At 73.7% G+C, this 15,454-nt stretch carries 12 protein-coding genes; 8 read left to right on the top strand and 4 right to left on the bottom strand.

Annotated elements, in window-relative coordinates; all coding sequences use genetic code 11:
* Positions 1-35: 35 nt before the first annotated feature.
* Positions 36-812 carry a spermidine synthase gene (locus tag OG896_RS11965; RefSeq protein WP_329364882.1) on the bottom strand — a complete coding sequence of 259 codons (777 nt, stop codon included), beginning with the start codon at positions 810-812 and terminating at the stop codon, positions 36-38.
* A gap of 146 nt (positions 813-958) precedes the next feature.
* Here OG896_RS11965 and OG896_RS11960 point away from each other — a divergent pair, with 146 nt between their 5' ends.
* Together OG896_RS11960 and lon are read left to right on the top strand one after the other, a co-directional pair.
* Positions 959-1,903 (top strand): class I SAM-dependent methyltransferase, encoded by a 945-nt coding sequence (locus OG896_RS11960; protein WP_329364880.1) that lies wholly within the window; start codon positions 959-961, stop codon positions 1,901-1,903.
* Positions 1,904-2,342: 439 nt separating this feature from the next.
* The gene (gene lon, locus OG896_RS11955; protein WP_329364878.1) at positions 2,343-4,766 is read left to right on the top strand and encodes an endopeptidase La; all 2,424 of its coding nucleotides are present in this window, start codon (positions 2,343-2,345) and stop codon (positions 4,764-4,766) included.
* A gap of 164 nt (positions 4,767-4,930) precedes the next feature.
* Here the strand turns inward: lon and OG896_RS11950 are convergent, their stop codons facing one another.
* Positions 4,931-5,821, bottom strand: coding sequence for a lysozyme (locus tag OG896_RS11950; protein WP_329364876.1), 891 nt, complete (start codon positions 5,819-5,821; stop codon positions 4,931-4,933).
* Between the two features lie 266 nt (positions 5,822-6,087).
* On the opposite strand from OG896_RS11950, the gene OG896_RS11945 reads away from it, so the two are divergent.
* Complete coding sequence (locus OG896_RS11945; protein ID WP_329373915.1) at positions 6,088-6,510, top strand: MarR family winged helix-turn-helix transcriptional regulator; 423 nt, start codon at positions 6,088-6,090, stop codon at positions 6,508-6,510.
* 367 nt (positions 6,511-6,877) lie between these two features.
* Here OG896_RS11945 and OG896_RS11940 read toward each other — a convergent pair whose 3' ends face one another.
* Positions 6,878-7,633 carry a protein phosphatase 2C domain-containing protein gene (locus OG896_RS11940; protein ID WP_329364874.1) on the bottom strand — a complete coding sequence of 252 codons (756 nt, stop codon included), beginning with the start codon at positions 7,631-7,633 and terminating at the stop codon, positions 6,878-6,880.
* Between the two features lie 333 nt (positions 7,634-7,966).
* Here OG896_RS11940 and OG896_RS11935 point away from each other — a divergent pair, with 333 nt between their 5' ends.
* From OG896_RS11935 to OG896_RS11915, 5 genes are all read left to right on the top strand, one after another.
* Positions 7,967-10,945 carry a nitrate- and nitrite sensing domain-containing protein gene (locus OG896_RS11935; RefSeq protein WP_329364872.1) on the top strand — a complete coding sequence of 993 codons (2,979 nt, stop codon included), beginning with the start codon at positions 7,967-7,969 and terminating at the stop codon, positions 10,943-10,945.
* 89 nt (positions 10,946-11,034) lie between these two features.
* Positions 11,035-11,490 carry a roadblock/LC7 domain-containing protein gene (locus OG896_RS11930; protein ID WP_329373914.1) on the top strand — a complete coding sequence of 152 codons (456 nt, stop codon included), beginning with the start codon at positions 11,035-11,037 and terminating at the stop codon, positions 11,488-11,490.
* Between the two features lie 98 nt (positions 11,491-11,588).
* Positions 11,589-11,936: a DUF742 domain-containing protein gene (locus tag OG896_RS11925; protein WP_329373912.1), complete on the top strand. Its 348-nt coding sequence runs from the start codon at positions 11,589-11,591 to the stop codon at positions 11,934-11,936.
* Complete coding sequence (locus OG896_RS11920) at positions 11,917-12,525, top strand: GTP-binding protein (RefSeq protein WP_328469194.1); 609 nt, start codon at positions 11,917-11,919, stop codon at positions 12,523-12,525. Before OG896_RS11925 ends, OG896_RS11920 begins: the two co-directional genes overlap by 20 nt.
* A gap of 209 nt (positions 12,526-12,734) precedes the next feature.
* On the top strand, positions 12,735-14,000 hold the full coding sequence (locus OG896_RS11915) for a styrene monooxygenase/indole monooxygenase family protein (protein ID WP_329364870.1): 1,266 nt from the start codon (positions 12,735-12,737) through the stop codon (positions 13,998-14,000).
* An 8-nt stretch (positions 14,001-14,008) separates the two neighbouring features.
* Here the strand turns inward: OG896_RS11915 and OG896_RS11910 are convergent, their stop codons facing one another.
* Positions 14,009-15,367 (bottom strand): C40 family peptidase, encoded by a 1,359-nt coding sequence (locus tag OG896_RS11910; RefSeq protein ID WP_329364868.1) that lies wholly within the window; start codon positions 15,365-15,367, stop codon positions 14,009-14,011.
* Positions 15,368-15,454: the final 87 nt, after the last annotated feature.

Here is a 15,454-nt window from a genome sequence, read left to right as displayed (position 1 = left end):
GTACGGGGCGGGCCGCTGCCCTGACTATGACGCCTTCACGCCTTGACGGCTACATGCACCACATCGGGCACGCCACGCGCGACCGGAACCTCAAGGCTGCGCACCCCGGTGTACCCCGCCCCCTTGAGTGCGGTCTCGAAGGCGGCCGAGGGCTGCGCGGACCACACGGCCAGGACACCGCCGGGGCTGAGCAGCTCCCGGCAGTCGTCGAGGCCGCTGGGACTGTAGAGACTGCCGTTGTTGTCGGTGACTGTCCAGTCCGGGCCGTTGTCGATGTCCAGACAGAGCGCGTCGTAGCTGCCGGCGGGCGGGCGCGCGCCTGCGCCGGCGGGCTCCGTACCGGACCGCTCGCCGGGCGCCGTCCGCAGGTAGGCCGGCAGGTCCGCGGTGATCAGCCGCACCCGCGGGTCGTCCAGCGCGCCGTCGGTGTGCGCCGCGAAGTGGCCGGCCCGGTGCCAGTCGATCACCGCCTGCTCCCGCTCGACCACGTCGATCCGCGCCCAGCGCGGTTGGCCGGCGGCCTGGGCCAGCGAGAAGCCGACGCCGAGCCCGCCGATCAGCACGCTCGGCCGGTCCCGGCCGGCCGGCAGCGCGTCCAGCGCCACGTCGACCAGCAGCCGCTCCGAGCGGCCGTCGGAGGTGTCCATCAGGAAGGTGCCGTTGGCGATGATCTCCAGGTGCGCGCCGCGCCGGCGCAGCACCGCCTCCCCGTACGGGCCGTCGCGCCGGTCCAGCACGACCGGTCCTTCGCCGGTCAGGAGGCCGGGACCAGGGGTCGGGAAGCGCGGGTCACGCGTGTTCAAAGCCGCCATGACCCCATTTTGACGGACCCGCGGCAAACCCATGGCCGGACGTCGGCCGCCGCGCCATCGGGCGTTCAACTCCCGTACCGGAGGACTTCCGTTGTTCTGTGCCCGCAGATGGTCCGGGCCCCTGGGGCGCGGCGTAGGTTCCGGCCATGTCGCCCATTCTGAACAGCCCGATGGCCAAGCGGCTCCTGCGCCCTGCCACGACGCTCGTCGACCAGCGCGTCCAGCGCCCCGTCTCCCGGCTGCGCAAGGAACTGGACGCCCTGCGGCGGGAGGTGAAGGAGCTGGAGCAACTGCGCCGGCAGGTCGGCGAGCTGCGCGGCCAGGAGTACGCGGTCGGGCTGCTCTTCGACCGCACCGGCCGCAGCGGCCCCCGGCTGCCCACCGCGGCGCAGATCGACACGCTGGTGGCCGAGGTGGCGAAGGTCAGCGGGACCGACCCGAAGGCGGCCCGGCGCAACGTGACGGTCGCGTTCCGCAACGTGATCGCGCTGGAGGCGCTGGCGGTGGGCCGGCTCGCCGGCTCCACCCAGAACGTCTGCGGCAAGCTCGCCACGGTGCCGCTGCTCGACCCGCCCAACGCGGAGGTGCTGGAGATCGGCACGCTGTACGGGCTCTTCTCGGCGACGATGCTGCGGATGCTGCACCGCGCGGGGATAGAGCCCGAGCTGACGATCGTGGACCCGCTGGTCGGTACGCAGCTCCAGCCGGGCGGGCTGGAGGGCCTCGACCCCACGGGTACGCCGGTCCGGCTCGACGTGGTCCGGGCGAACCTGGCGCTCGGGGGGAAGGCGGGTGAGCGGGCCCGGGTGCAGGTCGGCTTCTCCGGCGACCCCGACGTGCGCGCGGCGGTCTCCGACCGCGAGTACGGCGTGATCGTCATCGACGGGGACCACTCCGCGCAGGGCGTCACCGAGGACCTCGAGTGGGCCGAGACCATCGCGGCCCCGGGCGCCGTCGTGGTCCTCGACGACTACGGCGACAACAAGTGGGCCGGCGTCCAGGAGGGCGCGGACGCCTACCTCGCCGGCTCCACCCGTTTCGACCTGGTCGGACGCGTTTCCACCTCGGCGTTTCTGCGGGCGCGGGACTGACCCACCGGGGTGCCCCCTTCTGTCGGCTCCGGGACCACCCGCCGGTGGGGGGTTGCGCCCGCCGTTCCCCGGGCCCCTGGATTCGTGACGGCTCTTCCGCGAAAAGAGCGTTGTCGCAGGCTCGGGGGGTACGGGGATGCCCCCGGAGGGGCCGCACCTGTGGATTTCGGGATCTTGCGCCCGGTGGCCTGCTGAGCGCGCAGTTCCCCGCGCCCCTGGGGGTGGTTGCTCGCCGCGGAGAAGCCGCACCAATTCCAGGGGCGCGGGGAACTGCGCGACCAGCCCACCACCGGCCGCAAGGTCCCGGAGCCGACGGGAACCCCCCTCCCGGGGGGCGCGGGGTGCCCTGATCGCTCAGGGCGAACGTGGGGCCGGGAACACGGGCGGAGCCCTTTGCATTGAGTCAGGTGTACTCAACTTGCTTGCAAAGGGAGCGATCATGGCGTTTGAGCCGAAGAGTTCCAACCTCACCCTCCCCGTACTGCCGCTCGACGGCGAGGTCGTGCTGCCCGGCATGGTCGTACCGCTCGACCTGACGGACAGCGAAGTGCGGGCCGCGGTGGAGGCCGCCCAGGCGGCCCACACCGGGGACGCGCCGGGCAAACCCCGCGTGCTCCTGGTGCCGAGGGTCGATGGGAATTACGCGGCCGTGGGCACCCTCGGGACGGTCGAGCAGGTCGGGCGGCTGTCCGACGGCGACCCCGGCGCGGTGATCAAGGGCCGCTCGCGGGTGCGGATCGGCGCGGGTACGACCGGACCGGGTGCGGCCTTGTGGGTGGAGGGCACCGTGGTGGAGGAGCCCGCGCCGCAGGGGGCGCCGGGCACCGTGGCCGAGCTGATGAAGGAGTACAAGGCGCTCGCCACCAGCTGGCTGCGCAAGCGCGGCGCCTGGCAGGTGGTCGACCGCGTGCAGCAGATCGACGACGCCGGGCAGCTCGCCGACAACTCCGGCTACTCCCCGTTCCTGAGCGTGGAGCAGCGCGTGGAGCTGCTGGAGACCGCCGACCCGGTGGCCCGGCTGAAGCTCGCCACGCAGTGGCTGCGCGACCACCTCGCCGAGCAGGACGTCGCCGAGACGATCCGCAAGGACGTCCAGGAGGGCATGGAGAAGCAGCAGCGCGAGTTCCTGCTCCGCCAGCAACTGGAGGCGGTCCGCAAGGAGCTGGCCGAGCTGAACGGCGACCCCGACAACGAGACGGACGACTACCGGGTCCGGGTGGAGTCCGCCGACCTGCCCGAGAAGGTCCGCGAGGCAGCCCTGAAGGAGGTCGAGAAGCTGGAGCGCTCCTCGGACGCCTCCCCGGAGGGCTCGTGGATCAGGACCTGGCTGGACACCGTTCTCGAACTGCCGTGGAACACCACCACCGAGGACACCTACGACGTCGCGGGCGCACGGGCCGTGCTGGACGCGGACCACTCCGGCCTCGACGACGTGAAGGAGCGGATCACCGAGTACCTGGCGGTCCGCAAGCGCCGGGCCGACCGCGGTCTCGGCGTGGTCGGCGGTCGTCGCGGCGGCGCGGTCCTGGCGCTGGTCGGGCCGCCCGGGGTCGGAAAGACCTCGCTCGGCGAGTCCGTGGCCCGCGCGATGGGCCGCGAGTTCGTCCGGGTGGCGCTCGGCGGCGTCCGCGACGAGGCCGAGATCCGCGGCCACCGCAGGACGTACGTGGGCGCGCTGCCCGGCCGGATCGTGCGCGCGATCAAGGAGGCCGGGTCGATGAACCCGGTGGTGCTGCTCGACGAGGTCGACAAGGTCGGCTCGGACTACCGGGGCGACCCGGCGGCCGCGCTGCTCGAAGTCCTCGACCCGGCGCAGAACCACACCTTCCGCGACCACTACCTGGAGGTCGAACTCGACCTGTCCGACGTGGTGTTCCTGGCCACCGCCAACGTGCTGGAGGCCATCCCCGAGCCGCTGCTGGACCGGATGGAGCTGGTCCGGCTCGACGGCTACACCGAGGACGAGAAGGTCGTCATCGCCCGCGACCACCTGCTGCCCCGCCAGCTGGAGCGCGCGGGCCTGGCCGCCGACGAGGTGAGCCTGGACGAGGACGCGCTGCGCCGGCTGGCCGGCGAGTACACCCGCGAGGCGGGCGTGCGGAACCTGGAGCGGACCGTGGCGCGCCTGCTGCGGAAGATCGCCGCGCAGCACGAACTGGGCGACCGGGAACTGCCGTTCGCGGTCGGCCCGGGCGACCTGCGGGCCCTGATCGGCCGGCCGCACCACGTGCCCGAGGCCGCGCAGGACCCGGAGGAGCGGCGTACCGCCGTACCGGGCGTGGCCACCGGCCTCGCGGTCACCGGCGCGGGCGGCGACGTGCTCTACATCGAGGCGTCGCTGGCCGACCCGGAGACCGGCGGGTCCGGGCTCCAGCTCACCGGCCAGCTCGGTGACGTGATGAAGGAGTCCGCGCAGATCGCGCTCTCCTTCCTGCGCTCGCGCGGCGCGGAACTGGAGCTGCCCGTCGGCGACCTCAAGGACCGCGGCGTCCACCTGCACGTGCCGGCCGGCGCCGTGCCCAAGGACGGCCCGAGCGCGGGTGTCACCATGACCACCGCCCTCGCGTCCCTGCTGTCCGGCCGCCGGGTCCGTACCGACGTCGCCATGACCGGTGAGGTGTCCCTGACCGGCCGGGTGTTGCCCATCGGCGGGGTCAAGCAGAAGCTGCTGGCCGCGCACCGCGCCGGGATCACCACCGTGGTGATTCCCAAGCGCAACGAGGCCGACCTCGACGACGTCCCCGCGGAGATCCTCGGCGTGCTCGACGTCCACCCGGTCAGCGACGTCCGCCAGGTGCTGGCGCTGGCCTTGGAGCCGGCGGAGGCGGACACCCCCGCCGAGGAGGTCCCGATCGCCGCGTGACCACCTTCCGGTGGTGGGTTGCGCCCCGCCGCCGCGGTTGCTCGCCGTTCCCGGCCGCAGGCCGGTGGCCTGCCGAGCGCGCGGTTCCCCTCGCCCCTGTTGGTGCGGCTCCCTCCGCGAGGAGGGAGCCGCACCTGTCACGGGGCGCGTGGGGTACCTCCCCGCTAGCCGTTCGCGAGAGCCTGGAGCCCGGAGATCGGGCCGTTGAAGTAGTCCTGGTCACCGGGGAACGTGCCGGAGTCGGCGTGCTGCCAGAACGTGTAGAAGCCGTAGCCGCCCGGCAGGGTCCCCGCGCTGGAGGAGTACTTGGCGATCCAGAACGGGCTGGTGGTCGCGAACCCGCTGTTGTTGCCGGTGCAGGTCGACCACCAGTCGTAGGTCGAGTAGATGACCGGGTAGACGCCTTCCTTGGCGTGGTACTCGTTGGCGAACGCGTGAATCCAGCTCACCATGCTGGCCTGGCTGAGGCCGTAGCAGGTGGCGCCGTAAGGGTTGTACTCGATGTCCAGCGCGCCCGGCAGGGTCTTGCCGTCGGCCGACCAGCCGCCGCCGTGCGCGATGAAGTAGTCCGCCTGCGTCGCGCCGCCGGAGGTGTCCGGCGTGGCGAAGTGGTACGACCCGCGGATCATGCCGACGTTGTAGGAACCGTTGTACTGCTGGGCGAAGTCGGGGTTCGTGTACGAGGTGCTCTCGGTCGCCTTGATGTACGCGAACTTGCCGCCGTTCGCCCACGCGGTCGCCCAGTTGACGCTGCCCTGGTAGGCGGAGACGTCCATGCCGGGGGTCTGGGTCACCATCGGGGAGACGGTGCCGGACGTGGCCGAGCCGTGCGCGCTGGAGCCCTCGTGCGCCGCGACGGTCGAGCCCATCCAGTCCAGTTCCGGGTGGGTGAGGTGGCCGGCGCTCGGACCGGTGCCGGTCGCGGTCGCCGCATGGGCCGCGCCGGGAGCGGTGAACGCCAGGGTGAGGAGGGAGACGATCAGGCCGGCGAGAACCGCGAGCCGGGTTCTGGCCGAGCCGTTGCCGTGCACGACGGAGAAGACTCCGTGGGACATGCGTGCCTCCAGGAGGGGCAGGTGGGGGACTCGCATGACCATGGTGTGGTCATGACAGAACTGACGGTACGTTGGGCGCTACGCGCGTGGAAAGAGGGACCGGTAACCGCCGTTGGTCTACGCCTGCGAAATACTTGACGTGCTGCGGAAACCACCGTCTGTGAAGAAAACTTTCAGCCGTTGAAAGCGGGGCCCCTGTGACCCAAGCGAACCGCGCCGCGTGCGATGCCGGCGGCACGGGCGGAACGGAGCCGCCCGGCGACGGCGTGGCGGGCGCGCTGGAGCGCGAGTTGACCGTGCTCTTCCGCCGGGCCAGGGCCGCCTCCGGCGACCTGGCCCGCGCGGTGCACCCTGGCCTGGAAGCCGCGGCCTACGGCATCCTGGTCCGGCTGGACGAGGTCGAGCCCGAGCGGGCCACCGACCTGGCGGCGTACTTCGGCGTCGGCAAGGCCACCATGAGCCGGCAGTTGCGCGCGATGGAGGACCTGGGGCTGGTCGCCCGCGAACCCGACCCCGCCGACGGCCGCGCCTACCTGATGCGGCTGACCGGCGAGGGCCGGGAGCGGTTCGCCCGGGTGCGGCGGCTGCGCCGCGAGCGCTACCTCGGGCAGCTCGCCGCCTGGGACCCCAGCGACGTGGCCGAACTCGCCCGCCTCCTGCACCGCCTCAACGCCACGCAGTCCGGGTAGCGCGCGGGCCGGTCGCCCCCCGGGCGGCGCCGACCGGCCCGCCCCGCCGGGGGCGGCTGCGGGCTCTCGCCCGGGAGGTGCTGCGGGCCTCGCTCGTACGTGGCTGTGGGTGCTCGCCCGGGAGGTGCTGCGGGCCCCGCTCGTACGTGGCTGCGGGCCTCGCCCGTACGCGGCTGCGGACCCTCGCCCGTACGCGGCTATGGGTGCTCGCCCGGGACGTGGCTGCGGACCCCCGCCCGTACGCGGCTATGGGTGCTCGCCCGGGACGTGGCTACGGGCCCCGCTCGTACGTGGTTGCGGGTTCTCGCCCGGGACGCGGCTGCGGACCCCCGCTCGTACGTGGCTGCGGGCCCCCGCCCGTGCCGGGCTACAGCTCGATCAGTACGGCTGTCGCGTCGTCGTGCTGCTTGCCGGGCGGCGGCTGCTCGGTCTCCAGCGCGCGCACCCGGGCGAACAGCCGCTCCGGGCCCGCCTTGCGCAGCAGCGCGAAGGTGCCCGCCCAGTCGTCCACGGCGTAGTACTCCACCGCGCGGGTGGCGCCGTCGGTGAGCGCGGCCAGCGCGGTGACGTCGGCGCGCGGCAGCCGGCCGGTCACGGCGCGGGTCGCCGCCGACGGGTCGGCCGCGGCCGTGAAGAAGCCGCCCTCCTGGTTCCGCAGCGGCCCGACCCGCACCCCGGTCGCCCGCAGCCGGTCGATCCGGTCGTCCAGGACCGCCGTCACCACCCCTGCGGTGTCCTCGACCAGCAGCACCGAGTCGGACAGCACCAGGTACTCCACGTCCGCCTCGTCCCAGCGGGCGACGACCACCGTGGCCTGCGGCGTCAGCGGGTGAGAAAGATCACAAGTGCCGCGGTGCGCCTCGGCGGTCCGCGCGATCGCGTCGGCCAGGCAGTCCGCCAGCTCCGACTCCCGCCGCGCCAGGGCCAGTTCGAGCAGCGCGCCGCCCAGCCGGGCGGTGAACCAGGGCACCGAGTGCACGCAGCCCCCGTTGTCCGGCGGCGGCGTCACCCCGTCCAGCACCACCACCACGCCGCCGGCGCCGGACGCCGGAAGCGCCACCGCCGCGAAGTCCTCGTTGGGCACGCCCGTCGTCCCGGGCTCGGTCGCCGTCTCGATCCGCATGGGGCCAGTCTCGCAGCCGGTTGGTCCGTACCACCGCGACGCGCTGCTGTGCGCGGGCATCCTGCCAAAGCGGAACGGTGTGTGCCAGCGGCGACGGGTGCCGGGCGGAGGGTGCCACCCGTACCGGACTTGTCGGTCAACTCACCTGTGCGATTCACTCGTTCGGGTGTCCGGGGAGGGGACGCCTGGCCCCCGAACCCGCTGGCCTGCGAGGGTCTGAGGGATTCTGCACGTATCCCGGGGACGATCCCGGGCCCCCGCGACTCGTGATTGCGAGCACCGACAGTGCGTGAACGACGTCTCCGACGGCGCGAACGGCGGGTCAGGCAGCGCATGCTCGCCGCCCTGCTGGTCTGCGCGGCCATCGTCCTGGCCGCGGCCGCGCCCGGGGTCGCCCTCGCCGTGGGAGACCTGTCGGCCGCCCAGGACGCCGTCGGCGACGCCCGACTCGCCGTCCGCGCGACCGCGTTGGCCGCCGACCTCGCCGACGAGCGGGACGACCTCGCGGTGTCCGTCGCGGCCGGGCAGCCCGCCACCCCGACCGCCGACCAGCAGCGCACCGACCGCCAGGTCGCCGACGTCACCGGCGGCGGCCGCCTCTCCGCGGACCTGCGCACTGCGCTCGCTTCGCTGCCCGCCGTCCGCAGGTCCGCCCGCGCCGCCTCCTCCGCGCCGGCCGCCGTCGCCGCCTACCAGCCGCTGGTCGACGCGGTCGGGCGCGCCGCCGGACCGGTCACCGCGCCGCTCGGCCGGGCCACCGCGGCCGCCGCCGTGCAGCGCGGCCTGCTCGTCGCCGGACTGACCGCCGGCGGCGACCAGCACGGCCTGGTCGCCGACGCGCAGGCCGCCCGGCTCCAGGAGCAGGCCGCCCTCGCCGAGTTCCACGCGACCGCGCCCGCCGGGGTCCGTACCGACTACGACCAGACCGTCACCGGCGCCGACACCGCCGAGGCCGACCGCGACCTGAACCAGCTGCTGGGCGGCGGCGAACTCACCTCCGCCGACCGCGACTTGGGCGCCAAGAAGGTCGGTACCGCGCTCGCCGCCCGGCTCTCGCTGATGCGCGGCGTCGAGTCCTCGGCCGCCACCGACGAGGCCGCCACCGCCGCCTCGCACCGCGACCACGAGGTCACCGTCCTCGAACTGCGCGCCGCACTGGCCGCGTTGTGCCTGATCCTGCTGCTCGCCGTGCTGGTCACCCTCTTCCGCACGCTCACCCGCCCGCTCGCCGCCCTGCACCGCTGGTCCCGGGCGGACCCGGAGAGCGGCCAGGGCGCCGAGGTGATCGGCGCCGACGAGTTCGCCGCCGTCGCCCGCCGGATCAACGCCCTCACCCACGAGGCCCAGGCGCTGCGCACCCGCGCCGGCGAACTCGCCGCCGAGCGCTCCGAGTCCGCCGCCGCCCACACCGCGCTGGCCGCCGAGCACCAGGCGGCGCTGGTGGCCCGCGCCGAACTCGCCCGCACCCGGGACGACCTGATGCGCTCCCGCGAGGAGATCGCCGAGCGCCTCAACCGGGCGACCGCGCGCAACGCCGTACAGGTCGTCCACGTCAACCTCTCGCTGCGCACCCTCGGCCTGATCGAGCGCCAACTCACCCTGATCGAGGGCATGGAGGAGCACGAGCAGGACCCGGAGCGGCTCGCGACGCTGTTTCGCCTCGACCACCTCGCCACCCGGATGCGCCGCAACAGCGAGAACCTGCTGGTGCTCACCGGGACCGAGCACAGCCATGGCGCCGCCGCCCGCCCGGTCCCGCTGATCGACGTGGCCCGCGCGGCCCTCTCCGAGGTCGAGCGGTACGAACGCGTCCGCATCCTGGCCATGCCCGAGGCGGACGTGGCCGGCCGCGCGGCCGACGACGTCAGCCACCTCATCGCCGAACTGCTCGACAACGCCGCCGCGTTCTCCGCGCCCACCGCCGAAGTCCGGCTCAACGGGTGGGTGATGGAGAGCGGCGAGGTGATGGTCGCGGTCGAGGACTCGGGCATCGGGGTGCCCCCGGAGCGGATCGACGAGCTCAACGCGTTGCTGGTCGACCCCGACCCGGCGCCGCCGAGCGCGGCGGCCGGCCTCGGCCTCTACGTGGTGGCCCGGCTCGCCCACCGGCACGGCGTCCGGGTCCAGTTGCGCCCGCACGCGAACGGCGGCACCACGGCCGTCGCGGTGCTGCCGCGGCTGCTGGTGCCCACGGTCGACCCGCTCGCCCGGGTGCTGCCCGGCCAGCGCGGGGCGTCGCCCGAGCCGGGGTACGGCGCGGTGCCGGACGCGGACGCGGGATACGGCGCGGGGCTCGGCGGGGATTACGGCGCGGAGTACGACGCAGTGCCCGGTGGGGAGTTCGGTGCCGGGCTCGGCGCGGAGCACGGCGCGGGCGGCGGGATTCCCGTGCCCGCACTGCCGTCGGAGACCCGGCCGCCGGTCGAACAGCCCTTCGTGGAGGCGCACTTCGCCGAGCAGGGCACGCAGCACGCGCAGCCCGAGCAGCCCGAGCAGCCCGCACCGCTCGCACCGCCCGTGGCGTCGGCACCGCCCGAGCCGTCCTCGGCGGAGCAGCCGCCGGGCGGGCTCCCGCCCCTCGCCCGGCGGGTCCGCCAGCAACCGGCGCCCGACCACCCCGTGCCCGGGCAGCAGACCGCCGAACCGGCCCTGCCGCAGGCGCCGTTGCCCGAGCGGCAACCGCCCGGGCAGACGCCCGCCGCCTTCTCGCTGCCCGGGCAGCAGACTACCGACGCCCCTGGGCCCGACCTCGGCGACCCCCCGGCCGAGCCGCGGGTCCGGGTCGAACGTCTGCGCGTCCCACCTGCGCGGATGTCCTCGACGGGGTTGCCGGACATGCAAGTGCAGCCGCTTACGGCTGAACCCGCGGCCGCCCCCGAGCCCCCGCTCGCGCCCCGGCCGGCCGCCGAACCCCCGGCCGGGAGCGCACCCGGGGCCGTACCGCCGGGCGGCGCCGTACCGCCCGCGGGGCACGTACCGTCGGTCGAGCACGCGCGTGCCGAGTACGCGCCGCGGCATGCCGCCACCGCGCCCCCGCCGCCTCTGGACCCCGGGGCGGACGGGGCCGACGGGACGCTGCCGCGCCGGGTGCGGAAGGCCAGCGGGATACGGGCCGCCGCGCAGGACGGCAGGCGCCGCACCGAGCCGTTGGACGCGGAAGGGCTGCGCCGCAAGCTGGCCGGGTTGCAGCGCGGTCTGCGGGACGGCCGCAGGGACGCCGAGTTGGAGACACGAGGGGCCACGGAGACAACGGCGGCACGGCCCGCCACGGCAACCAGTCCGGGAGACACCGTCGAGGAGGCGACCCGTTGAACGCGGTCCGCACGCAATTCAGCACCACCAGCTCCACCAGTACCCACGGCACCGGCGCCCACTCGGGCACCGGCGTCCACTCCGACGCACTGAGCCACGATGCCCGCAACCTCCAGTGGCTGCTGGCGAACTTCGTCGACGAGGTGCCCGGCGTCCGCTCGGTCGCCGTCGTCTCCTCCGACGGTCTGCTGCTGCTCAGCTCGGAGCCCGACCCGGTCGCGCCCCGGCAGGCGGCCGGGCCGACCCGGATCTCCGACGTCCGGATGGACCTGGCCGCGGTGGTGTCCGGGCTGGCCTCGCTCACCATGGGCGCGGCCCGCCTCATGGACGGCGGCAAGGTGCGGCAGACCACCGTCGCGATGGAGGACGGCATGCTGTTCGTGATGTCCATCAGCGACGGCTCGCTGCTGGGCGTGCACGCCGGCGCCGAGTGCGACCTGAGCGTCATCGCCTACCACATGGCCCTGTTCGTCGGCCGGGCCGGCCACGTGCTGACCCCGTCGCTGCGCGGCGAGTTGCGGCAGGCGATGGAGGGCGGCCGGTGATCCGACCGGCCGGCCCGTCCGGCCCGCCCACCGCCCCGCCGACGGCCTCCCCGGGCACCGCGGCGCGGCAGCGCGAGGGCGACCGCCGCACCTCCCGCGTGCGGCCGTACGCGCTCACCGGCGGCCGTACGCGTTCCGAGCATCTGCTGCTGGTCGAGACTTTCGTGGCTACGATCGAGCATCCGGACGAACAGCCCGCCCTCACGAGGGGCGACTGGGCGGAGCGGGTGATGCCCGAACTGCGGGCGATCGTCGAACTGTGCCGCGCGCTGCGGTCGGTGGCGGAGATCTCCGCACTGCTGCGGATACCGCTCGGTGTCGTCCGGGTCCTGATCAGCGACCTGGCCGACCAGGGAAGAATTCGCGTGTACGGCACCGGGTACGGTCCCGGTGGACCCGATCGCGCGCTGCTCGAAAGGGTGCTCAGTGGACTTCGCAGGCTTTGACCAGCAGGAGGGCTTGCGGGACTGGCAGACCACGCGCGACCGCGCACCGGTCTCCACGAAGATCGTCGTCGCCGGCGGTTTCGGCGTGGGCAAGACCACGTTCGTGGGCTCCGTCTCGGAGATCACCCCGCTGACCACCGAGTCGGTCATGACCCAGGCCAGCGAGGCGCTGGACGACCTGGCGGCCACTCCGGAGAAGACCACCACCACGGTCGCGATGGACTTCGGCCGGATCACGCTCGACCGGGACCTGGTGCTCTACGTCTTCGGCACGCCGGGCCAGCAGCGGTTCTGGTTCATGTGGGACGACCTGGTACGCGGCGCGATAGGAGCGGTGGTGCTCGCCGACACCCGGCGGCTGGCGGACTGCTTCCCCGCGCTGGACTACTTCGAGAGCACCGGTCTGCCCTACACCGTGGCGGTCAACCAGTTCGAGGGCACCGCGGCCTACGGGCCCGACGACGTGCGCGACGCGCTGGCCGTGCCGCACCACATCCCGGTCCTGGTCATCGACGCCCGCGAGCGGCGCTCCGTGGTCGACGCGCTGCTCGCGCTGGTCACGCACGCGATGGCCGAGCAGCCGCTGTGACCTGACGCCGCGGAGGTCCGGACGGCGGGTCAGGACCGCGAGCCCGGACGGCGGGTCAGGACCGCGAGCCCGGACGGCGGGTCCGGCGGGGCGGGCCCGGGCGGCAGGCCCGGACCCTGTGGCCGCGCGGCCCGGGCCGGTAGGTTGCCGTGCGGGCGGGTACGGGTGTGTGCACGTCAGTCGGACAGCGAAGAAGCGAGCGAGTCGCCATGCGCAGCATTCTCATCGTCGGAGCCGGTCAGGCCGGGCTCCAACTCGCCCTGGGCCTACAGGCGCGGGGCTACCGCGTGACCGTCATGACCAACCGCACCGCGGACGAGATACGCACCGGCCGGGTGATGTCCACGCAGTGCATGTTCGCCGGCTCGCTGGCCCACGAGCACGACCTCGATATCGACTTCTGGCGTCAACAGGCCCCTGACGTCACCGGGTTGGGCGTCTCGGTGACCGCTCCCGACGGCACCCGCGCGATCGACTGGCTCGGCCGGCTCGACGGCACCGCCCAGTCGGTGGACCAGCGGGTGAAGATGTCCGGCTGGCTGGAGACGTTCGCCGAGCGCGGCGGCAAGGTGGTCGTGCACGGCGCCGCCGTCTCCGACCTGGACTACTTCGCCCGCGCCTACGACCTGGTGCTGGTCGCCGCGGGCAAGGGCGAGCTGGTGTCGATGTTCGGCCGGGACGCGGACCGCTCGCCGTACGACGCCCCGCAGCGCGCGCTCGCGGTCGCCTACGTGCACGGCCTCGGACCCCGGCCGGAGCACCCCGAGGTGCGGGCGGTGCGCTGCAACCTGGTGCCGGGCATCGGCGAGTTCTTCGTGATCCCCGCACTGACCACCTCCGGGCCCTGCGACATCCTCTTCTGGGAGGCCCTCCCGGGCGGTCCCGCGGACGTCTTCGCGGGCGTCAAGGACCCCGCGGAGCACCTGCGGCTCACCCTCGACCTGATGCGGCGCTACGTCCCGTGGGAGCACGCCCGCGCCGGCGGCGTCGAACTCACCGACGCCGGCGGCACCCTCTCCGGCCGCTTCGCCCCGACCGTGCGCCGCCCGATCGGCGAACTTCCCTCCGGCGCACTCACGTTGGGCGTCGCCGACGTCGTGGTCGCCAACGACCCGGTCACCGGCCAGGGTTCCAACAACGCGTCCCGGTGCGCGGCGATCTACCTGGAGCGGATCACCGCGCACGGGGACCGCCCGTTCGACCGCGCCTGGATGCAGGCCACCTTCGACCGGTACTGGGAGGCGGCGGCGCCGGTCACCAAGTGGACCAACGCGATGCTGGCGCCGCCCCCCGAGCACGTCCTCGGCCTGATCGGCGCGGCCGGTGAACTCCAGCCCGTCGCCGACCGGTTCGCCAACGGCTTCGACAACCCGGCCGACTTCGAGGAGTGGTTCTACGATCCGGAGCTCGCGCAGGGCTACCTCGCGCGGGTCGGCACGTCGGCAGCGGCGGGCGGACCCGCCGAACAGGGCTGAGCCGGCGGCTACTTCGCCGACTTGCCGCCGTCCGAGGAGTCCTTGCCGGAGCCGTCGACGGTCCCCTTCGCCGGGGGCTTCGCGGAGCCCTCGCCCGAGGACGTGGCGGAGCCCTTCCCCGAACTCTTCGCCGAGGACTCCTTCGAAGACGTCTTCGAGGACTTCTTCGAGGACTTCTTCGAGGGCTTCTTCGCCGGCTTCGCCGGGGCCTTCGTCTCCGCGGCGATCGGAAGCGGCTGCTCCGCGTTCTTCGGGATGGACCTCGGCCGGTAGCCGCTCACCGGCTGCTCGCCGAGGTCGGGCCGGACCGCGCCGAGGATCGGGTTGGCCGCGATCGGCGAGACCTTGACGTACGACCCCGGGCGCGGCGCCTGGATGACCAGGCCGTCGCCGATGTACAGCGCCACATGCGAGGCGCCCTTGAAGTAGATCACCAGGTCACCCGGGCGCAGCAGGGCCAGCGGCACGTGCGGCAACTGCGCCCACTGCTGCTCGCTGGTGCGCGGGATGACGGTGCCCGCGTGCGCCCACGCCTGCGAGGTGAGCCCCGAGCAGTCGAAGGAGTCCGGCCCCTGCGCCCCCCACACGTACGGCTTGCCGAGCTGGTCGAAGGCGTACCCGATGGCCCGGTCACCGGCCTGCGAGGGCGCCCGCAGCGCGGGGTCGCCGCCCAGCGCCTTGGAGTCCATCAGCTCCCGCTGGGCCTTGTCGGTGTCCTCCTGCTCCAGCTTCTGCAGTTCGGCGATCTGCACCCCGGTCAGCCCGGCGAGCATCTGCTCGACCTGCTTGAGGTGCGCCTGTACGTCCTTCTGCTTCGTCCCGGCGACGGTCTGCGCCTGCTCGGCGGTGTCGAGTGCCTTCTGCGCCTGCGTGTTGAGCGTCTTCAGCTTCGCCTCGCCGGAGGTGAGCTGCCCGAGCACGCTCCGCTGCTGCTGCGCCATCTGCCCCAGGACGTGCCGCTGCCCGAAGAAGTCCTGCGGGGTCTGCCCGCTGAGCAGCGACAGATACGGCGACACGCCGCCGTTGCGGTACATCTGAGTGGCCATCAGTCCGAGCTGGGCCCGGCTGTCGGCGACCGCGGACTTCTGGTCCGCGAGCTGCTTGTCGATCTTCCGGGCCGCCGTGCGCTTCTGGTCGGCGGTCTCCTTGGCCTGGTTGTACGCCTCGGTGGCCGTCTCGGTCTGCTGGTAGTACGTCTGGAGCTGGGTCAGGAGCGTGGAAAGCGGCACCTGTCCGGCCGGCGGGTCGTGCGGCTGGGCGGCGGCCTGCTGGGCGGCGGGCAGCGACAGCGCCGCGGCGGCGGCGAGCAGCGTGCCGCACACCACGGCCGAGCGGAACCACGAGCTGGGCTGACGGGCCACTGACATTCCCTCATCTCCCCATGACCGGCGGGTAACAAGCAGCGCCAGTAGCCAATCATGGATTGTCATATCTTCGACAGAGGTACGGGCCGA

The organism is Streptomyces sp. NBC_00669, assembly GCF_036226785.1.
Lineage (GTDB): Bacteria > Actinomycetota > Actinomycetes > Streptomycetales > Streptomycetaceae > Actinacidiphila.
This window is presented reverse-complemented; position numbering and strand designations above follow the sequence as displayed.